General features: G+C 46.2%; 15 protein-coding genes. 7 read left to right on the top strand and 8 right to left on the bottom strand.

Features of this window, described 5'->3' with window-relative positions; translation table 11 throughout:
• Positions 1-80 precede the first annotated feature (80 nt).
• A complete protein-coding gene (locus tag JJU34_RS15805) occupies positions 81-677 on the top strand; it encodes a YigZ family protein (protein ID WP_228693372.1) in 597 nt (198 codons plus the stop codon).
• On the opposite strand, the gene JJU34_RS15810 is transcribed toward JJU34_RS15805, so the two are convergent.
• The 3 genes from JJU34_RS15810 to nhaA all read right to left on the bottom strand — a co-directional run bounded on the left by JJU34_RS15810 (position 667) and on the right by nhaA (position 4,219).
• Entirely contained in the window at positions 667-1,269 is a 603-nt protein-coding gene (locus JJU34_RS15810; protein ID WP_228693373.1) for a 3'-5' exonuclease, read from the bottom strand. The two genes, JJU34_RS15805 and JJU34_RS15810, sit on opposite strands and share 11 nt — an antisense overlap.
• Positions 1,266-2,747 (bottom strand): Na+/H+ antiporter NhaC, encoded by a 1,482-nt coding sequence (gene nhaC, locus JJU34_RS15815; RefSeq protein WP_228693374.1) that lies wholly within the window; start codon positions 2,745-2,747, stop codon positions 1,266-1,268. The genes JJU34_RS15810 and nhaC overlap by 4 nt, the downstream gene beginning before the upstream one ends.
• A 134-nt stretch (positions 2,748-2,881) precedes the next feature.
• On the bottom strand, positions 2,882-4,219 hold the full coding sequence (nhaA, locus tag JJU34_RS15820; protein WP_228693375.1) for a Na+/H+ antiporter NhaA: 1,338 nt from the start codon (positions 4,217-4,219) through the stop codon (positions 2,882-2,884).
• A 280-nt stretch (positions 4,220-4,499) separates the two neighbouring features.
• On the opposite strand from nhaA, the gene JJU34_RS15825 reads away from it, so the two are divergent.
• The 6 genes from JJU34_RS15825 (at position 4,500) to ccsA (ending at position 14,174) form a co-directional block, all read left to right on the top strand.
• Entirely contained in the window at positions 4,500-4,979 is a 480-nt protein-coding gene (locus tag JJU34_RS15825) for an Mpo1-like protein (protein ID WP_228693376.1), read from the top strand.
• Between the two features lie 241 nt (positions 4,980-5,220).
• Complete coding sequence (locus JJU34_RS15830) at positions 5,221-7,245, top strand: monovalent cation:proton antiporter family protein (protein WP_228693377.1); 2,025 nt, start codon at positions 5,221-5,223, stop codon at positions 7,243-7,245.
• 161 nt (positions 7,246-7,406) lie between these two features.
• Complete coding sequence (gene nrfH / locus JJU34_RS15835; protein ID WP_228693378.1) at positions 7,407-8,042, top strand: cytochrome c nitrite reductase small subunit; 636 nt, start codon at positions 7,407-7,409, stop codon at positions 8,040-8,042.
• Between the two features lie 19 nt (positions 8,043-8,061).
• Entirely contained in the window at positions 8,062-9,558 is a 1,497-nt protein-coding gene (gene nrfA, locus JJU34_RS15840) for an ammonia-forming cytochrome c nitrite reductase (protein ID WP_228693379.1), read from the top strand.
• 98 nt (positions 9,559-9,656) lie between these two features.
• The gene (locus tag JJU34_RS15845; protein WP_228693380.1) at positions 9,657-10,988 is read left to right on the top strand and encodes an alginate export family protein; all 1,332 of its coding nucleotides are present in this window, start codon (positions 9,657-9,659) and stop codon (positions 10,986-10,988) included.
• Between the two features lie 3 nt (positions 10,989-10,991).
• The gene (gene ccsA, locus JJU34_RS15850; RefSeq protein ID WP_228693381.1) at positions 10,992-14,174 is read left to right on the top strand and encodes a cytochrome c biogenesis protein CcsA; all 3,183 of its coding nucleotides are present in this window, start codon (positions 10,992-10,994) and stop codon (positions 14,172-14,174) included.
• A 61-nt stretch (positions 14,175-14,235) separates the two neighbouring features.
• Here the strand turns inward: ccsA and JJU34_RS15855 are convergent, their stop codons facing one another.
• The 5 genes from JJU34_RS15855 to JJU34_RS15875 form a co-directional block, all read right to left on the bottom strand.
• Positions 14,236-14,673: an Rrf2 family transcriptional regulator gene (locus JJU34_RS15855; protein ID WP_228693382.1), complete on the bottom strand. Its 438-nt coding sequence runs from the start codon at positions 14,671-14,673 to the stop codon at positions 14,236-14,238.
• A gap of 316 nt (positions 14,674-14,989) precedes the next feature.
• The gene (locus JJU34_RS15860; protein WP_228693383.1) at positions 14,990-17,167 is read right to left on the bottom strand and encodes a bifunctional alpha,alpha-trehalose-phosphate synthase (UDP-forming)/trehalose-phosphatase; all 2,178 of its coding nucleotides are present in this window, start codon (positions 17,165-17,167) and stop codon (positions 14,990-14,992) included.
• A gap of 256 nt (positions 17,168-17,423) precedes the next feature.
• Positions 17,424-17,783: a hypothetical protein gene (locus tag JJU34_RS15865; protein ID WP_228693384.1), complete on the bottom strand. Its 360-nt coding sequence runs from the start codon at positions 17,781-17,783 to the stop codon at positions 17,424-17,426.
• A gap of 3 nt (positions 17,784-17,786) precedes the next feature.
• A complete protein-coding gene (locus JJU34_RS15870) occupies positions 17,787-20,222 on the bottom strand; it encodes a penicillin acylase family protein (protein WP_228693385.1) in 2,436 nt (811 codons plus the stop codon).
• Positions 20,219-20,791, bottom strand: coding sequence for a DUF2911 domain-containing protein (locus tag JJU34_RS15875; RefSeq protein ID WP_228693386.1), 573 nt, complete (start codon positions 20,789-20,791; stop codon positions 20,219-20,221). The genes JJU34_RS15870 and JJU34_RS15875 overlap by 4 nt, the downstream gene beginning before the upstream one ends.
• Between the last annotated feature and the right edge of the window lie 93 nt (positions 20,792-20,884).

Genomic DNA, 20,884 nt, shown 5'->3' on the forward strand with positions numbered 1-20,884 from the left:
TTATTTCAGTTCAAAGCACTAATTTAGCCAAAGCAGTGGAAAAGGAACAAACCTAAGAGCTATTTATAATGGTATTCCAAATGGAAGATACGTATTTGACGATCGCGGAGACTTCAGAGGGACTATACAAGGAAAAAGGAAGTAAATTTTTAGCTTTCGCGTATCCGGTTAAGACCGAAGAGGAGGTAAAAATGCATCTGGAAAATCTTTCCAAAAAATATTATGATGCCAGACATCACTGTTATGCTTACCTGCTGGGAGACAACCCTCCAATATACCGCGCTTACGACGATGGGGAGCCGAACCATTCGGCAGGCGATCCGATTTTGGGGCAAATCAGATCTCGAAACCTGACAGACGTCTTGGTCGTGGTGGTCCGCTACTTTGGGGGCACCAAACTGGGCGTCGGAGGACTTGTAAGCGCTTACAAAACAGCAGCTTCCCTCGCCTTGGACACTAACCGTATCCAAACAGTCATCAGAAAAGAGATCATTCGCCTACGGTATGAATATCAAGACACGGCCGAAGTCATGCGGCTGATCAATCAGTTAGAGGTGGAAATAATCTCTCAGGATTTTCGCGAATTCTGCACGGCATCACTGTCCTGCCGACTAAAAAACGTGGATATAGTGCAGGCTGAATTGAAGGCCAATCCATCGGTCACGATCATCGATTGAAAAGCCCGTCCAGATATCCCTGATCACGCAACCTTATATATATCTCCAAACATGCCCAAGCATCGGTTGCCGCATATAGCTGCTGTTTATCGGTAAGACTATCTGCTTCCCAGTTGGAAACCTGCTCAGACTTTGAAATCCGTATGCCCAACACCATGGCGCTCAGATTTCGGACGCCTACGTTTAAAAACCCGACCTTTTTTAGCTCTTCGTTCAAGTCGAAAAATGCCTCCGGATTAAACGACGTATCCAGCTTCTTAAGGGCCTTGAGATCGTCCCGAACCGCTGCCCCTACCTTTACCACACGGGGATTTTCCAGTATCTGCTTCACAACCTTTGGCAGACCCATGTGGTTTAGCCGCACCAGAAATGCCTTCTCTCGGGTAGCCAGTTGCAGGAGGGCAACTTGGTAGCTGACACCCTTCCGAAATGCCGGACGGGTTTCCGTATCAAAACCAATATAGGCTTGGCCGTATAATTCCTCTACCAACTCCTCTAGCCCCTCCCGGTCTTCCACGAGTGATATTTCCCCGTCAAAGGCTCCAATTTCCAATTGATTGACTTCTTCTTTGGTGATTTTTAAAGGTATCATACGGCAACTTCTTGTTGTATTTCTTTAAACTCCTCTTCGGAATAATAGTTAATACCGAGCTTTAAATATCCAAACAGAATCGTCATCAGTGGACTGATGAGGTTAAAAAAACAATAGGGTGCGTACGTGAGCGTAGCCACTCCCAATACAGATGCTTGCGTAGCACCGCAGGTATTCCAAGGAACCAACACGGAAGTCACGGTAGCGCTATCTTCCAATGCCCGGCTGAGATTCTCACCTTTTAAGCCTCGCTTTCTATAGATATCGGCATACATTCTTCCAGGCACTAGGATGGCCAAATACTGGTCGGAGGTAGTGATATTGAAAAAAATACCTGTCCCGGCAGTAGCTGCTATCAATGAACCCACGGAGGTTACTTTTCTGATTACCGCCTCAGCAAGGACCCGAAGCATGCCACTTACTTCCATGATACCTCCAAATACCATGGCGCAAACGATCAGCCATACTGTATTCAGCATTCCAGCCATCCCACCCGTCACCAGCAGCTCGTTTACCACATCGTTGGAAGTGGTAATCGCTGTCTCTCCATAGAGAGAAGTCATCACTACCTGAAACGCATTAAAGGCAAATCCCATCTCTGGATTCCATGCTAAAGCAGCGATCAGCCCGGGTTGAAATATCACTGCCCAAACACCTCCCAACAGAGCTCCCACCAGTAACGTAGGGATGGCGGGCACTTTTCGGACGATCATAACGATAACCAAAAACGGCACTATAAACAACCAGCCACTAATCTGAAAATGGTCTAAAATTACCTGGCTGATCTCATTGACTTGACCCACCGAACCCTTGGTATTTCCGGTAAACCCAATAATTCCAAAAATCACCAGTGTAATCAAAATGGAGGGTACCGTGGTTTTGGTCATGTGTTTGATATGGGTAAATAAATCGGTTCCCGCCATGGCCGGAGCCAAGTTGGTGGTATCCGAAAGTGGAGACATCTTATCCCCAAAGTAAGCACCGGAAATGATGGCCCCAGCGATAATCCCTTCCTCAAAGCCCAGGGCTTTTCCGATTCCCAAAAGTGCTACACCCACGGTTGCTACCGTTGTCCAGGAACTTCCAGTTGCTATAGAGACCACAGCACTTACCACGCAGGCAGCGAGCAGAAAAATCGTGGGATTCAATACTTGAAGCCCATAAAAAATCATGGCCGGTACAATGCCACTTAGCATCCAAGTACCCGCCAAGGATCCAATCAACAATAGAATCAAGATGGAGGACATGGCCGCAGATATGCTTTTGATCATCCCATCCTGCAGCTTGCCCCAGGGAAAATTCAGTCGAAATACAGCCACCAAACCTGCTACACCCGCAGCCATTACCAGCACCAATTGATTAGACCCTCCGAGCCCTTCAGAACCGAAAACCTGTATGTTTAGAATCAATAAAACGACCAGAAAAACAATCGGAAAAAATGCTTCCAGTACGGTGGGTTGCTTGATAGCTTTATTCATTAACGACTTTTCTTATTCACCACATAGATAAAGGTAGATAAAGGTAAAAAAAATATCGGTTATTCACATACTGCTTAAAATGTAGAACCGACAAATCATCCCTCCATACCCCTACGCCGCGTGGGTACGGCATTTTATTTGGTTCGGTATCTGGGGTCTATTTTTACCGGCATTTGGCTTTTTAGCAGGTAATAACCCACTAATCCAGACACTATGGAAGCCAGCATGATGCCATATTTGGCCATATCAATACTGTGTGAATCTTCGAAAGCCAGCTGGGTAATAAATAATGACATGGTAAACCCTACTCCTGCCAAAGCCGCTATACCAGAGATTTGACGCCAAGTTACCTTCTTTGGTAATGAAGCGAAATTCAATTTTACCGAAATCCAACTGAAACCCAATATACCTGCAAACTTTCCGACTACCAGCCCTAAAAATACCCCCACCGTAACCGGATTTGCCAGATCGGTAAAAAAACTCTCCTCCACGGTCACCCCTGCGTTGGAAAGTGCAAAAAGAGGGATAACCAAAAAATACACGATTGGATGCAGGGCGCCCTCTATTTTCTGTAGCGGCGTTTGAACCTCCGCACAGATCGTCTTGATCTTTTCAATAATCCCATGCTGTTTATCCGTCGTCAATGGTCCATCTTCAGGTATTTCATCGTCAAAATGGTGCATCAACATTCGGATTTTTCGGGAAAAAAGCGACTCGTTGATTCGGCGTCTCGCCGGAATTGCAAAGGCTGCCAATACGCCCGCGATGGTAGCGTGAATACCTGATAACAAAAAGGCCCGCCAGACTCCGATGATGCCGACAGTTGCGTAAAAAAGGGTACTCCTTACTCCCAGTTTATTTGCCACCACCATAATCGTCAAAATGATCAACCCCCAGATCAGGTGGGTAAAGGAAAGATCCACGGTGTAAAACAGCGCAATAACGAGTACAGCCACCATATCGTCTATGGTAGCAAGGGCAATCAAAAAAATCTTTGCGGAGATGGGTACATGCTTGCCGGTCATTGCCAATAGCACGAGCGCAAACACAATATCGGTAGCCATCGGAATGCCCCACCCTTGTTCAGTTGGCATGCCTTGATTAATCGTCAGATAGATAAGTGCCGGCACCAGTGTTCCTCCGACCGCAGCAACCAAAGGGAGTGCAGCCTTTTTCCAAGACGCCAGTTCACCGACCATGATCTCCCTTTTGAGCTCAAGCCCTACCATGAAAAAAAATATCGCCATGAGCCCGTCGTTGACCCAATCATGTAGCGAATAACTTAGGTCGAACCCGTCAAACCCAATGGTGAAATTATAATGCCAAAACGTATGGTAGCTTTCATGCCAAGGAGAATTGGCCCAAATGATAGCGAGCAGAACAGAGGAAAACAGCGCAATCCCTGCGCTGTTTTCATAGTGGATAAATCGATTGATTGGTAACAACGCCCTGTCCAGTAAGTTCTTCCTCATCAATTCCCTGTTTCGATTACCCCTCTATTTTGAACACAAATTTCCGTCTTTCGACAGTTTTACGCCTCAAACCTACCATTTTTTTTAAAGCTACCCCAAAAAACAGGCAAAAAGGACCATCAGAAGTAAGCCTGTTGCCCTTTCAATTCAAAAAACACATGGATGAAATCGAGCCTGCCTACCGGCAAGGCAGGCATCTAGATAAACAGGGACAAGATGTGACCATTAAGATAGACACCTAAAAATATTTAGCTATATTTCGTACATAAATCCTCAGATTATGAGAAAAATTGATCAGTTGCTCGAAGCCTATGGAGAAAGTCATCAGCACACGACCAATAAGACTATTCATTGGGTCTGTGTGCCGTTAATTTTTTTTAGCATCGTAGGGCTTTTGTTCAGCATTCCTGCTGGACCGCTGCTTTGGTTACAGTTTTTGCTGGGAAATTTTGCCAATTGGGCCACATTAGTACTCGCAGTCGTATTGTTTTACTATGTTTCGATCTCTCCACCCTTGGCACTCGGGATGCTTTTCTTTTCTTCCGTTTGCTTGGCACTGGCAAATCTTGCGTCCATCCTTCTTCCTATTCCACTTTGGGCTTTTAGCTTAGCCATTTTCATTCTTGCATGGATAGGACAGTTTTACGGACACAAGATCGAAGGTAAAAAACCGTCCTTCTTTCAAGACATACAGTTCCTGCTGGTTGGCCCGGCGTGGCTGATGCATTTCATTTACAAAAAATTCGGCTTTGCATATTAATTGGCGATAAATTCTCCGCAAGTTACAGTCTATGCCTAATTGTTAAGATTTCCCAGGCAGTTCCATTGCTGAAAAGCTATAGCCCTATAGCCAACACAAGTTGAGTGCCTATCTAGTACCGCCGCATGTACAGCTGGTCCTTCTTTGGGTGTTTGTTGACTTTCTGTCAAAAAAATGTATTTTTTGATTTGGTTGATGTACTTTTACTGCTCCTAACCAAGTAAAAGGATATCGAAGTTTTATGTTTCCAACTATACTCGCAGCAGCCGAGATACCGCTTCTCTCTGACATCGTAGTGATCTTTGGGTTGGCCACCTTGGTCATCTTGTTGTTCATGCGACTAAAACTTCCAACGATCATCGGATACCTTTTTACGGGGGCGATTGCAGGACCCTACGGGTTATCCTTGGTGGACGCTTCCACAGCTGTGGACGTTCTTTCTGAGATTGGTGTAATCCTCTTACTTTTTGTCATTGGCATGGAGTTTTCACTGAGAAGTCTGATGGCCATCAAGCGTGCTGTGTTTATCGGTGGCTCCTTGCAAGTCATTTTTACCATAGGTACCACAATGCTAGTCGCCTATTTGTTCGATTTTTCTTGGCCAGTATCCGTGTTTTTTGGTTTTCTGTTTTCCCTTAGCAGTACGGCAATTGTGCTAAAAATCCTACAAGAGGCCGGACAGGTAAATACCCTTTCTGGAAGAACAACACTTGCCATTTTGATTTTTCAAGATATCATCATCGTCCCTTTCGTGCTTTTTACACCTATGCTGGCGGGAGAGTCTGACAATATATTGCTTTCTCTGCTGTTTCTTGCGCTTAAGGGCGGGCTGGTCATTGTCCTGACCATATTGGGTGCCAAATACGTCATTCCCCGCATTCTATACCGAGTGGCTTCAACCCGTAACGAAGAATTGTTTCTACTCAGTATCATTGTTATTTGCTTTGCGGTAGCCTATGCCACTTCGCTGCTGGGACTTTCGCTGGGCTTAGGGGCGTTCCTGGCAGGTCTCATCATCAGCGAATCGGAATACAGCCACCATGCTACTGGAAAAATATTGCCTTTTAGAGAGATTTTCCTGAGTTTCTTCTTTGTCTCAGTAGGGATGCTGTTTGATGTCACCTTTCTGTATGAACACCTGCTGATCATTCTGATGCTGGTCGTAGTGACTTTTGTTCTCAAATTTGCAGCGGCCACCCTAGCGGTAAGAGCTATAGGCTCCAGTTTCAAGGAAGCCTTTATCGTTGGCTTTTCACTGTTTCAGGTGGGAGAGTTTTCGTTGCTTTTGGCGAAGGAAGGGTTGAAATTTGAACTGTTGGACAACGAGACCTACCAGTATTTTCTTGCTATCTCTATCCTGACCATGGCCATTACACCATTTGTCCTTAAACAGCGGGAAAACTTGGCCTGTAGAATCCTGAATGCACCTTTGCCTTCCAAACTCAAGAACCGGCTGGAAACTGATCAGTCAGTCCCTATGGGTGTTTTGAACGAAGAAAAGTTAACCGACCATCTGCTCATTATAGGCTATGGATTAAACGGGAGAAACCTAGCACGCGCAGCAAAAACAGCCGATATCCCTTTTGCCATCATTGAGATGAACCCTGAAACGGTACGAGACGAAGCTGCCAAAGGTGAACCGATCGTGTATGGTGACGCGAGCAACAGCACGGTACTCGAACACGTCAATATCCACAAAGCCCGCGTGGTTGTCGTTGCCATTTCAAACAGTGACGCCACAAAAGGCATTGTCCTAAATGTCAGGTCCTATAACCCTCATGCCAGCCTAATCGTCAGAACCCGCTATGTCAATGAAATCGAATCGCTCAAGCAATTGGGGGCCGATGAAGTTATTCCAGAGGAGTTTGAGACTTCAATCGAGATTTTTACGAGGGTATTAAACAAATACCTGGTTCCAAAACGAAACATCGCCGCTTTTACAGAGGATGTCCGGTCCCACAACTACGAGATGTTTCGTTATGCCTCATTGGAACAGGGTACCGGTGTGGCGTTAGACGTTCCTGAAATCAACTTTGTTAGCGTGGAAATCGAAAAAGACACAGGGCCTTACATTGGGCTTCCGATCAAAGAAGCTAACTTACGGGAAAAGGCCAAAGTAAACCTAGTAGCTATAAAACGGGCTGGTGCTACAGAAACAAACATCACCGGAGACACCAAATTAAAATTGGGAGATATCATCTACTTAGTCGGTAAACCCCAGGACCTGGAGGCATTCGAGAAAACAGTCAGTTTACCTACCAACTGACAGCTGCTACGACAGTCGGGAATAAAAGCGCAAATAAAGATTGTTTATCATCTACAGGTTTCCCATAAATTCTGCTCGTTAATTTCATTCTTTTCTGCATTTTTAATATTTTTTGCATACCTTAGAAGATGTTTCAGTCTTGTACTTTTTTACGACAATGAATGGGCAAGAGGACTAAGATAAAACGTAACTTATTTAGGTATAACCTAATTCCTCCGCACCGATGGCGCCCATATGCCATCGTATTGGTTGCTACGATTTTTGGATTAGGGTTGTATGTGCTCCGACTCAGCAACGCTGCCTCCTACCTTTCGGACGATCCTCAGGCATGTGTAAACTGTCATATCATGACTCCCCAGTACATCACTTGGACACATAGCTCTCATCGAGAGGTTGCCCATTGCAACGACTGTCATGTCCCTCACGATAATGTTGTCAATAAGTATTTCTTCAAGGCCAAAGACGGACTATACCATGCTTCCGTCTTTACGATGCGTGCCGAGCCGCAAGTCATACGTGCGCTGGAGCCCTCCATCAATGTAATTCAAGCCAATTGCATACGCTGCCATCAGGATCAGGTGACAGACGCCCGCCTGATGGAGGTGGTAGAAAACCATCAGTCCCACCGAACCGACCGTATCTGTTGGGAATGCCATAAAGAAGTCCCCCATGGCAAAGTCCGTAGTTTATCTTCCGTAGGTCATCAGATAGAACCTATCAAGACCTACAAACCCGATGATTTGGAAATAATCCCCAAATGGCTGAAGGCCACAATGGAACAAAAGAAAGCCGAATAACCTGCAAACCATCCCACCAATGAAGAACTGGATATTATTTTTACTGACTGCCCTTGTCGCCTTTCTGCTAGCCATGCTGGCATATACGATCATGGACCGTAGAACGGAGGCGAGGTTCGCCTATCAGCCCAAAGTCAAATTAGAAGGCATTGAGCCAAGAGATTCTGTTTGGGGATTAAATTACCCCAGGCAGTACCAGTCCTACCAGCAAACCAAGGACACCACTTTTAAAAGCATGTATAATACGAGTGGTTTCAAGGATGTGCTGGATGATCAGCCCGAATTGGTGGTTCTATGGGCGGGCTATGGATTTAGCAAAGACTATAATCATCCTCGAGGCCATGCCTATGCCGTAACCGATGTCCACCAAACCCTGCGCACCGGTGCACCGAAAGAAGCCGGAGACGGCCCACAGCCCTCCACATGCTGGACCTGTAAAAGTCCCGATGTGCCCAGGCTAATGAGTGAAATCGGTGTAACGGAATACTACAGTAAAAAGCTTTCCGATTTTGGCACGGAGGTTATTAACCCCATCGGATGCGCAGACTGTCACAATCCGGAGACCATGAACCTAACCATCACCCGCCCTGCACTGATAGAGGCATTCGAAGCCATGGGGAAGAACATCAACGAAGCTTCACACCAGGAAATGCGGTCCCTTGTCTGTGCCCAATGCCATGTGGAGTATTACTTTGATAAATCCAAACCTGGTAAAGAAAATGCGATGTACCTCACTTTTCCATGGAAAGACGGCTTGAACGTGGAAGCCATGGAAGCCTATTACGACCAAATTGGATTTGCTGACTGGGTGCACCCTATAAGCAAAACACCCATGCTGAAGGCACAGCACCCAGACTACGAGCTCTACGAAATGGGTGTCCACGCCAAACGGGGAGTGTCCTGCGCGGATTGTCACATGCCCTACAAAAACGAAGGTGGGCAGAAATTTACCGACCACCACATTGGTTCTCCCTTGAGTAACGTGGAGAATTCTTGCTTTGTATGCCATCGAGAAAAACAGGCTGACCTGATGACTGATGTATTCGACCGGCAGCGAAAAGTTAAAGAAGGCTCTTCACGTCTACAAAAATTGCTCGCTATGGCACATATCGAAGCCGGCAAGGCCCTGGAGTTGGGTGCAGATGACCAACGCATGAAGGAAATACAGCAGGGCATACGTCACGCTCAGTGGCGTTGGGACTTTGTAGTTGCATCTCATGGGGGGCCTTTCCATGCGCCATTGGAATCCAGCCGGATCATCACTTCTGCTACCGATATCATTCAGGAAACCCGAATCCAACTAAGCAGGCTATTGGCTGATCTTGGCCACAACAAGCCTGTCGAGATGCCGGACTTCTCTAGCAAAGCAAGCCTTCAGGCCTATATCGGTTTAGATATTCCCTCCGAAAAGGCAGCCAAGAAATCGTTTTTGGAAGAGGTGGTTCCGCAATGGCTCAAAGAGGGCAAAGCTCGGGAGGCCAAAAAACCTACTACCATTCTCAGCAGCAGCCGCTAGACTTTCTGCATTTCCCAAAGCCCACGTATGCCTCCACAAAAAGGTAGCTATGGTATTCAGGTACGAGCTATGCCCAGTAGGGATTAAACTATAGACACATGAATCAGACTTCCCTTTTTCGATATGCCTTGATCGCGATGTGCATGTTTTCTGCACGTTTGCAGGCACAATTCGAGGTGGATGGTCAGCTCATTCAACGGTCCGAATACAGAAATGGCTTCAGCCGTCTCATCGATTCGCAAGAGGATCCGGCATTTTTTATTGCACACCGGGCTAGGTTACAGGCTAACTACAAAATGGACAATCTAACCATGTACATGAGCGTCCAAGATGTGCGGGTTTGGGGGAGCACTCCCCAGGTTAAAGCCACGGATAACCTCCTTTCTGTGCACGAGGCTTGGGCGGAGATCTCCCTTTCAGAAACTTGGTCTTTGAAACTCGGCAGACAAGAGCTTAACTACGATAACTTCCGCTTTTTGGGAAACTTAGATTGGGCCCTACAGGGTCGGGCGCATGATATCGCGCTAGCAAAACACGAAAAAAACAACCGGAAGATACACGTTGGTGCTGCCTTTAATCAAAATGACACTCGATTAGCGGGCACCCTGTTTACTGTTCCCAACCAATACAAAGCTGCACAGATGCTTCGGTACGAAAACAGCCTGGACAATTTGAGTTTTTCTCTTCTCTTTTGGAACGATGGCCGTCAGTTTTCCGGATCCGACAGTCTAGGAAATCAAATCATCTTTCCCACGTATTTCAGACAGACATTTGGAATCCCTACCCTGCGATACACCAAAGGAGCGAGTCAGCTGAGTGGCTATTACTACTATCAAACCGGTAAGGAACCTACCGGTAGAAGTACCCGAGCCTATAACTATAGCCTTACCTTCAGCCAAAAACTGGCCAGAAATCAGGAAAGAGGCAGTGGACTTACTCTGCTCGCTGGTTTAGAGGTTCTTAGTGGGACAGCGACAAACGACCGCAGGGTAAACCGCTCCTTCAGCCCCCTATACGGAACCAACCATCTGTTTAACGGATACATGGACCATTTTTTTGTGGGGGGTACCCACGAAAATTCGGTCGGTCTTGAGGACTACTTTGTCAAGAGTCGCTATGCGTTCAATACCACCTTCTTTGTGCAGTTGGATATGCACGTATTTCATGCCCAAAGCAGTGTATACAGGTACATCAACGACACCTCACTAGAACCTCTGCCACGTTTTTTGGGGAACGAGATCGACCTGTCTGTTGGATATTTGATCACCGATGCCCTATCATTACAGGGAGGCTACAGCCAACTATTTCATTCCGACACCTTCGCTTTCCTTCAGGGACAAGCAACTCCTAAAACGACACAAAACTGGGCTTACCTCATGCTTATTGTCAGGCCTACCATGAAAAATAAATTTATCGGAATATTACTATAACCCATGCCCATATTGAAAATTTTAACCTCCACCAAGGTAACCCTATTGCTCCTTTTGTCTTTCGCCGTCGCCATGGCTACTGCCACTTTTCTAGAAAATGACCACGGTACTCCAGTAGCCTGGAGAATGGTATACGATGCTTGGTGGTTTGAAATTATTATTGCTTGGATCGCCCTGAATTTTTTGTTCCATATAGGTACATACAAGCTTTTCCATCCAAACCGATGGCCCATCGGCTTGTTTCATGTTGCTTTTGTCGTCATTCTAATAGGTGCCGGAATCACCCGATACTTCAGTGAGGATGGGATACTTCATATCAGAGAAGGGGATAGTGTTTCCGGCTTTTTTTCTACCACGAGTTACCTTCAGATCAATAAGGAAAACGACCATACCGGTACCGAATTTTCGCATCCCCTTACCCTGCATTCCAAGGGATTCAAACCCCGGCATGTAAAAATAAATTTGGAATCAGAACCACTATTGATCACTGCAGAAGCATACATACCGCATGCCCGGCAGCGGTTTGAACCAGGACATTCAACCTACCTAGACGTAGCCGTAGCAATCGGCAAGGGAAGGCAGGACTATCTCATCGATCAAGGCCGATACATAGAGATGGGAGATATTACCTTAGGAACCTCCAAAGGAGAAAATCTTACGGTTCAACTGTATAAAAAGGAAGATCAGTGGATGATTAAATCCAGTCTCGACCTACAGATGATGGAGATGTCCTCCCAGCAATTGGGGCATTTGCACGCAAAGGAAACACAGGAACTACGGCTGAGGACACTGTACCAATGGGATGAGGGAGCCTTTATGGTAAAGGAAATCCATGAAAATGCTACACTGACCTATTACGAAGAAGAGTCTGAAGCCCTAGCCAAAGATCTGCTCGATGCGGTGAAATTCTCCGTATCCGATACCCAAGGCCAAGTAATTCACCAATTTTACGCTAAACAAGTTACCCGCAATCCCTCTTGGACTAGCTTTGAACACAATGGCAAACTTCATGCTATCACCTATGGCCCCAAATACACCAGCCTGCCCTTTTCGCTTTACTTAAATGATTTTGAATTAAAAAGGTATCCCGGTAGCCAAAGCCCTGCGAGCTATGCTAGCGAAGTGATGGTCATGGACGGAGACACGGAATTCCCCTACCGCATCTACATGAACAATGTCTTGGACTATAAAGGCTACCGATTTTACCAAGCCTCCTTCGATTCCGATGAACGGGGAACCGTCCTCTCTGTAAACCGGGATCGGCTCGGAACATGGATCACCTATATCGGGTATACCTTGCTAACGATCGGAATGTGTTTGACCTTTTTTGCGAAAGGCAGCAGATTCCGGCTATTGAATAACCGGCTAACGAAATTGAACCAGGAGAGAACTATGCTGGACAGTAGCCCTTCCATCTACGTCGGAAAACTGGCCCTATTGGGATTGGTTGCTGCGTCAACCATAGTCCTATGGTCGTTAAAACCCGCTATAGAGTCGTCACCTTCAGCATCTCGTATAGTACCAATATCTCATGCGAAGGCATATGGCCGGCTGATCGTGCAAGATCTGGACGGCAGAATGAAACCGCTGAACACGCTGGCAAATGAAATTGTCCGAAAAGTGACCGGAAAAACCCGAGTTAGCCTACCTGATCCGGACGCAGGAGAAATAAGTATCAGCCCGGAGCAATTCCTACTAGTAGCACAACTTGACCCGGAGTATGTCAGCAACATCCCTATTATTAAAACCGACAAGGCAAAGGCAAAAGAGATCTTTGAAGCCTTGGAGATTCCGGCCACAGAACGCCTTGCCTTCAAAGATTTTTTGACGGATGAGGGGGCATACAAAATCCAAGCATTGGTGGAGACGGCCAATCTGCTAAAGCCCTCCGAACGCAACGATAGTCACAATGAAATCTTAAAGACAGACGAACGGTTTAACATTCTGTACGGCCTACTGACAGGAGATTTTCTACGGCTTTTCCCCAATATGCAGGACAACGAAAATACCTGGTACACCGGACAGCAATACATGGCCGGGTTTTCGGAAGAGGATGCTATTTTCGTGAAAAACATAACACCATTGCACTTACAGGCCATCCAGGGAGGTTTAGAAACCAGTGATTGGACTGCTGCTGACGAGGCCCTTGGTTACCTAGCCCTATATCAACAGAAGGCAGGGTCCGAAGTCTATCCGTCGGATGCCCGTATTCAGGCAGAACTACTCTATAATACTCTGAATCTTGGCAACAGGCTTTTCGGTCCTTTCTGGCTGTTGGGTATTTTTATGCTTGCTATCTCCATTTGGATGCTATTTGACCACCAAAAGTCACTCGGGCAATTTTGGAGGATAGGGAAATTTCTTGCCTGGATCGGCTTATTAGCCTTTACCTTTCACCTCTTATTGAGATGGTACATCGCCGAGCACCCGCCTTGGAGCGACGGTTTCGAAATGTTGGTTTTCGTAGCTTGGTGTGTAGTGTGTTTGGGATTGGTATTGGGTAGTAAATCCCCATTCACGATTCCTTTGAGTCTCCTTTTTTCGGGAACACTGTTATTCGTTGGATTTTTGGATTGGCTCAATCCTGAAATAACCAACCTCATGCCCGTTTTGCACTCCTATTGGCTAAAAATCCATGTGGCAATTATCGTCAGTGGATACGCTCCCTTGGCACTGTCCGCATTACTGGCACTATTGAGTTTGTCGATCATCGTGTTCAAACCGACCAAAACCACGACCGTGTGGTGGGCGAGTTTGCGCGAATTGGGAATTGTCAACGAGCTATCGATCACGATCGGATTATTTCTTTTAACAGTTGGAACATTTTTAGGGGGAGTTTGGGCCAACGAGAGCTGGGGCCGTTACTGGGCTTGGGATCCCAAAGAAACCTGGGCTTTAATTTCTATCATCATCTATGCCTTCGTACTTCACCTTAGACTACTACCTAACCTAAAGGATGGAGTGGTTTACAATCTTGCCAGTATGTGGGCCTTTTCAGCCATCATAATGACCTCATTTGGCGTAAACTATTACCTTTCCGGTTTACACTCCTACGCCAAAGGCGACCCGGTACCTGTTCCGGATTGGGTGTACTGGACCGTCGCTAGCCTGATACTGATTTCGGTCGGTGCCGTCATTCGGTATAAGCAATTTAGCGAGCAAGAAATAAAGAATCTTCGCGTATGAAGGTCCCCAATTTCAAGATTTCCGGATTAAAAAACCGTCCTAGCCAGGAATAACTGATCGACTAGGCAAGTCTGGCCAGTACCGTATCCCCGCTTTCTACCTCCATCGCCAGTTCCTTTAGGGATTTTTTGGTAAGCATTTCCTGCAATTGCGTGCGGATCTTTAAAATGTCAAAATGCACTGGACAGGGATTGGTTTCGGAACAAAACTTCAAACCAAGGGTACACCCCACAAAAAGCTCGTCTCCGTCAATCGCAACCACTAGATCTCTGAGTGTCAACCCTTCATGATCCTCATCCACATAAAACCCGCCCGTGGGGCCCTTCTGCGAAGACACAATGTCCTTGCGCACCAAATCCTGAAGGATCTTTGCCGTAAAGGGTTCAGGTGCATGAATATGTTCTGCTATTTCCTTGGCTCCCACTTTGGATCCATTCAGGCTTTGCTTCCAGATATAAATTACAGACTTGATCCCGTACTGACAGGCTTTTGAAAACATATGATTGCTAGCGAATGGTACTACATAAACTACATGAGGGCGATTTTTTAGATAACCAGCCTTCCCGTATAGTTAACAAAAATACCCAACATTTGTTGTAAATAAGTGACGTTTTAATCTTCTATTTACTGATTTTGATCAGCCTACGTAATCTGGTACGCCGCAATCTGATATTCCATACCTATCTAAATTGGAATTCCCAGCCTTCTATAAATACCTAATATAGATACTGTACCATGCCAATATGCATCCCCCTAGAAAGAAAGAGGACTACTTCGGAAAGGCACTGAAAGGAGTGAAACCCAACCCATATGGTTCACCTAGAACCTATTAATTGCTTTAACAGCTTCCGAACTTCAGTAGGGTTCTTGATGTTGTAGTTAGCTTGGGTATAATCATAACCTACTCGGATCGTGAAAGAGTCCTTGGGCATTGCTTTGAATGTGTCTTCATCAGTCCAATCGTCACCGAGAGCCAGTATAAAATCATAATCCCCCCCTCTCATAAACGCCGTAGCCGCTCTACCCTTATTAATATCCGGCCGCTTGATTTCCAATACCATGTTTCCTTCCAGCACCTGTAAGTTGTGTCCACTTGCCATGTATTTCAGGTGACTGAACAACTCCCTCATTCTAAGGTCACCTAGTCCACTCTCCACTTTTCGGTAATGCCAAACTAGCGAGTGGTGCTTTTCCTCAATAAAGGCCCCTGGCGTTCGTAGGACGTAGTAGTCCATAACCTGTCGGATATCGTCTTTCCATCCGTCATCCACATCCGCATACAACTCCCATTCCGATTGGTCTCCCTTTTTCAACCATACCCCATGTTCGGCGATCATTTCCACAGGTTGATTTTCAAACCATTTGCCCAAGGTCTCCTTGTCCCTCCCGCTGATAAGGACCACCTCGCACTCTTTGGTTAAACCGTCCACTATTTCCAATAATTCCCTATCCGGGTAGGCATCCTCTGGCCGACTTTTAAACCCAACCAAGGTCCCATCGTAATCCAAGAATACAATGGGTCTTTTTGCCAGCTTGAATTTTGAGACAATTTCCTGAATGATGGTTTTATCGAGTGCTTTAGATTGAAACTCTTGCTGCCTTTGTTTTACGTGGGACAGCCGGTCCATAAAAACTTCCACCCATTGAAAAATATCGTATTTCTTTAAACTTGTTTGCATGGTGGCCATCCGGGACTTTTTCTCATCCTCTCCCATGGTCAGCGCATCCACAATCGCCTGCTCCACGGCGGAGATATCGTTCGGGTTCACCAATATAGCATCCACCAACTCCTTGCTTGCTCCAGCCATTTCAGACAAAATCAACACACCGTCTTGATCTGTCTTAGACGCCACAAATTCCTTACAAACCAAATTCATCCCATCCCTAAGCGGGGTAACCAAGGCGATGTCGGACATGGAATAAAAGGCACTAAGCTCTTCGAAAGGAAAGCTCCGGTAAAAGTAATGAATGGGAACCCAGTTCAACGTACTATACTTACTGTTAATCCTTCCTACCAACGTGTCAATTTCCTTCTTTAGCTTGACATAGGATTGTACCTTCGCCCGTGAAGGTACCACCACCATAATCATGGATACCTTTCCATGAAAATCCTCGCGTTGATCCAAAAGACGGTCAAACGCACGGATGCGCTGCGGTATTCCTTTGGAATAATCCAATCGGTCAATGGTGATCAGAAGCTTTTGACCACCTAATTGATCCTTAAATTTCTTCTTTTTATTGAGTGTTTTTCTGCTGGTAGCGGCATTCGCAAACTTATCGTAATCGATTCCCATCGGAAAAGAATCCACATTCACGAGTCGATGATCCGCCTGAATGTACCCGCTCTCATTGGACAATCCCAATATCCGACCCACCGCACTCAAAAAGTGACGCATGTCGTCATAAGTATGAAACCCGATTAAGTCTGCCCCAACCATCCCTTCGAGTAGCTGTTTTCTCCAGGGCAACATCCGGATGATCTCATAGGAAGGAAATGGAATATGTTGAAAAAAAGCAATGGTAGCGTCTGGCAATGCCTCCCGAAGCATCATCGGCAGCAACAAAAGTTGGTAATCATGTACCCAAATGGTATCCTCCGGCTCCGCAATATCCAAGATCGCTTGGCAAAACTTTCGGTTTACTTCTAAATAGGCCTCCCAATAGGCGTCTTCGTAATTGATGTACTGGGTGAAATAATGGAAAGCTGGCCAAATGGTTTCGTTACTGAACCCCTCATAATACAGCTCAATATCGTCCTTGGTCAGGAATACTGGAGCCATCTTTAGCTTTCTGAGCTCTTCAGTCACTTCCTTTTGTTGCTCTTCATCCTCCACAGCATTTCCTGGCCATCCGATCCAAAGATTTTCCCCCTGCTTGTAGATGGAACCCAAGCCGGTAGCCAATCCTCCTGCGCTGGCCTTAAATTCAAATTTTCCTGACTTAAGCTGCAGACTAACGGGCAATCTGTTGGATACAATAATCGTTTTGTTCATCTATATATTGGTTTTCTAGTGGTCACAAATCCCTAAAGATTTTATGGGAAGAATAACGAATGCCTTATAATCACCCCGGTAGGTTTCTCCTGCATCAAGCCTCTCTATCACTAGAAGGCTAGACTGGATGGTTCATTGAGGTTCTTAAAAATAAGCTCTGAAACTGGTCAGTCAAGTTTCATGCCTTACGGCAAAACATATTCACCAAGGTACTCAAATTTGTACTAAAACTCAATAAACCCTACGGATTATTGCCTTAAAGAAAGGTGTCGCGGTGAAAAATCCTTCCCAGGAGGTTACCGGTCAATCCGCTAAATCCACCGAGCAAAAAACCAATCATTCCAGTGATCGCCAGTAAATAGGTACTGTTGCTCAACCCTACGATCTCCCCCATCCTATTGGGGAGATCAGAATCTGTGGTGACCCAAATATAAAGAGGCAAAAAAAGCCATACTGCGCCTACACCGAGACCCGTGGCCAAAAAAGCTACGATTCCGTTTGTCCGAACGAAGATCGCTAGTAAGAAAACGATCGCCATAATCCCCCAATAGGGAATAAAACTCCCCAGCAAAAACCAGATAAATGCGCTAGTAACAAAAAGGACCGTAAACTTCATAGGCTAGTGCGTTGGTTCAAAACGGGTTTCAAACAGTATATCATCCGTGTCGGTCAAGCTCCGAAGGCCAAAATTCACGTACTCCCCTACGGCCCACTTGGAAATAAAGTTACCGTAATACCTGCTTCCAGGATTGCCGGATTGCCCACCCGGATAAATCCCAAAAGCCTTTATGCTGTCATCCAACTCTACCACCATTCGCCAACTCGCACCATGGCGGCTATCGGTGGCATTAACAATGCCTTTTCCCCCACCGGTTTCTATCCCCTGATACCCAAAGGAGGTGAAATTGGGGACAAGGTGATTGATGCTGGTACGCTTGTATGCCGCCCACGTGATCGCTCCTCTTTCAGATTCCAGATCCCGCAGGGTCTCCACCGCCTTTAGAAACGAAATTTGGGCCAGATCCACCGCAGTTTCCACCTGTACTGTCTCCGGTAGGTCAAACAACTCACTCTCAGGATCTTCTAGGATAAGTTTCGAAAGCTGGTAATCGTTAGGCAACACTATAGGAAGGTTGTCAAGCTGCCATTTCGAAAACACGGCTTCCTTTAAGGTATCCCACCAAAGGGTAAACAGCGTAGGGGCGACCGTATTCGGCTGAGTGAAATAATCCCAATCTGCCAAAATCTGCAAATCCCTATTAGCAACCTCTAAGTCTCGATTGGCCGTTGCAGATGAATCGGACACATACGCCAAAAGTACCGGTAATATCTCCGAAGCGTGCAGGTGATAGCTATCAAACTGCAGCGCCTTCATGTCGTCAACGGTAATACCGTTCATTTTGGCAAGCTGCCCGTTTATACGCCTGTTTCGGTAATTTTCAAAGGTGTGGTCAAACAGGTAATACGGATAGGTGGAATCCGTAGAGTGTTGGTTAGCCGAGCTGACGAATCCACGGGGAGGATTGATGGACGCTGGATTTTCCTCAAACGGTATGTAGCCAGACCAGTCGAACCGGGGATCGCTTCCATCCATCAGGTACTTACCTTGTTCCCTCCATTTAATCGGAAACCGACCCTGCACCTTCATAGCGATGTCTCCATCCCTACTGGCAAAAACAAAATTTTGGGCGGGAGACGTAAAGTGGTTTAGCGCATTGATATAGTCGGAATGGTCCTTTGCCTTATTCAATAATAAGAAGGTCTTTTGCTCATTGGAACCTTCATGGGCGGTCCACTTTAATGCGAAATTAGCCTGTTGTTTTTCCCCATAAAATCGGTTATCGTAGACCACCGGACCATGATGGGTGTAAACGACCGAATCCAAAAAATCCGGTTCGCCCTTTACCTTGATCGTTTCGATCCGCAGGGAGGCGGGCATCCATTGATCATTGTACAAGTACTCCATCCGGGTGTCGTCCTTGAAGGTAATAAAATACAAATCCCGGACATCCCTGGTAGCATTGGTAACACCCCATGCTATGTTCTCATTAAATCCACTGATCACCCCCAATGCTCCGGGTAAGCTAGCACCTTTTGCACTAAACTCCGGCGTACTGAGTTGAATGGCATACCATAGCGAGGGCATATTGAGGCTAAGATGGGGGTCATTGGCCAGTATAGGGTTTCCATTTAATGTTTTGCTACCAGAAACTGCCCAGTTATTGGATCCGGTTCCTGGTTCGGGCTTGCCCATGGTTTTCATCCACAGCAGGGAATCTGGATAAACAATCCCTTCGGGTACCTCGGGCATGGATCCTGAAAACGTCCACCGTTGGCTTTGGTCAATCACGGGGTCCACTACGTCCGGAAAATCCGGAAACAGGCGGTTCATCCAGGTTTCTCCAAGCATTAACCGGAGATTGGTGTATTCCACATCTGAATCACCCACTAGCATATCTGCCATGTATTTAAGTAGCAGCAAAGTCTTTCCCGCATTCCACTCTGAGGGCTGGTAACCCAAAAGCTTGTATTCTATGGGAAGTTTGGCAAATGGTGTTTGATGGATGAACTCATTCACTCCATCGGCATAGGCATGCAATTTTTCAAGGGACTCAGGGTCTGTTTCCTCCAGAAATCGAAGCCCCGCCTCCGCACCGAAAGACAGTCCCTTTCGTCGCTGCAATCGGTCAAAATCCAAAGCCTGTGCACCCACTACCTCGGATATCCGCCCTGCGGCAGCCATAATCTGAAACTCCATCTGCCACAGACGATGCTTGGCGGTGACATAGCCCTGTGCTCTATAGAGATCTAACTCGTTTTTGGCAAAAATATGTGGAATAAGGTTTTCATCGTAACGCACCGTTACTTCCTCCCTCAGTCCATTCATTTTTAGCACATCCTTTGGGCGGTGGTCCTCGCTGTATTGATTTTGCCAGAATCCTCTAAAGGGGTCCAACAAATCCGAAATAGCCGGCATACCACCCAAGTCCAAGGAAAGTGCCATCACCAATGCCAAGGCGGTGAATAGGGAGAGGATAAAACCTACATATTTCATTCAATGGAGATTGGCAGTTTCAGCTTTTCCCACTTAACCACCAAGCCACCAGACACTATTTCAATCATCAACCACTCTTGGCTGGATTCTTCCCAAGTTGGGTCTGCACTGACGCGAAGCACGTCATGTTCCTCTTTGTATTGATAATGTCCGTGTTCCAAATCCCATTCTGAATTAAAAATAACAGTCCACGGACCACTTTCTCGTGGGATGGTAAATAAGGAGTATTTTCCGGCAGGCAATGTCTGGCCATGTACTTTCAAATCTTGGGTAAACTCCAAATAGGTAGCTTCGTTTGCTCCAGTTCGCCAAACTTCGTTGTAAGGCACCAAATCGCCCCATATGGCTCTACCTTTTACGGCTGGCGATCCATACTGAACTTTAAGCTGCTTACCTGCTACAGTTCCCTCTACTCTGCGTAGCGGACTGGCCCGGGTTTCCACTATTTCGTCGGATTGAGTTTCCATTTCCGAAGCTTCCGATCCGGTTTTTTGCTCCCCGCAGGAAACAAAAGAAATACAACACGCGATCAAAAAAAGTTGCGCCAGAATAGGTGTTTTCATTGTCATCTAAATGCGAGATTATAAATATGAACGAAATTAACGATTTTTTTTGATCTCTACTAATCCCCCTGTCAAATATGAAAAAGCTTGCTGATCCTT

It is taken from the genome of Lunatimonas sp. (genome assembly GCF_020832325.1).
Classification (GTDB): Bacteria; Bacteroidota; Bacteroidia; order Cytophagales; family Cyclobacteriaceae; genus Lunatimonas.

Coding starts and splice junctions, on each gene's coding strand:
- JJU34_RS15865 (WP_228693384.1), bottom strand. CDS start 17,783: ATGAAGTTTACGGTCCTTTTTGTTACTAGCGCATTTATCTGGTTTTTG.
- JJU34_RS15875 (WP_228693386.1), bottom strand. CDS start 20,791: ATGACAATGAAAACACCTATTCTGGCGCAACTTTTTTTGATCGCGTGT.
- ccsA (WP_228693381.1), top strand. CDS start 10,992: ATGCCCATATTGAAAATTTTAACCTCCACCAAGGTAACCCTATTGCTC.
- nrfA (WP_228693379.1), top strand. CDS start 8,062: ATGAAGAACTGGATATTATTTTTACTGACTGCCCTTGTCGCCTTTCTG.
- JJU34_RS15870 (WP_228693385.1), bottom strand. CDS start 20,222: ATGAAATATGTAGGTTTTATCCTCTCCCTATTCACCGCCTTGGCATTG.
- JJU34_RS15860 (WP_228693383.1), bottom strand. CDS start 17,167: ATGAACAAAACGATTATTGTATCCAACAGATTGCCCGTTAGTCTGCAG.
- JJU34_RS15845 (WP_228693380.1), top strand. CDS start 9,657: ATGAATCAGACTTCCCTTTTTCGATATGCCTTGATCGCGATGTGCATG.
- JJU34_RS15805 (WP_228693372.1), top strand. CDS start 81: ATGGAAGATACGTATTTGACGATCGCGGAGACTTCAGAGGGACTATAC.
- nhaC (WP_228693374.1), bottom strand. CDS start 2,747: ATGAATAAAGCTATCAAGCAACCCACCGTACTGGAAGCATTTTTTCCG.
- JJU34_RS15825 (WP_228693376.1), top strand. CDS start 4,500: ATGAGAAAAATTGATCAGTTGCTCGAAGCCTATGGAGAAAGTCATCAG.
- nhaA (WP_228693375.1), bottom strand. CDS start 4,219: ATGAGGAAGAACTTACTGGACAGGGCGTTGTTACCAATCAATCGATTT.
- nrfH (WP_228693378.1), top strand. CDS start 7,407: ATGGGCAAGAGGACTAAGATAAAACGTAACTTATTTAGGTATAACCTA.
- JJU34_RS15855 (WP_228693382.1), bottom strand. CDS start 14,673: ATGTTTTCAAAAGCCTGTCAGTACGGGATCAAGTCTGTAATTTATATC.
- JJU34_RS15830 (WP_228693377.1), top strand. CDS start 5,221: ATGTTTCCAACTATACTCGCAGCAGCCGAGATACCGCTTCTCTCTGAC.
- JJU34_RS15810 (WP_228693373.1), bottom strand. CDS start 1,269: ATGATACCTTTAAAAATCACCAAAGAAGAAGTCAATCAATTGGAAATT.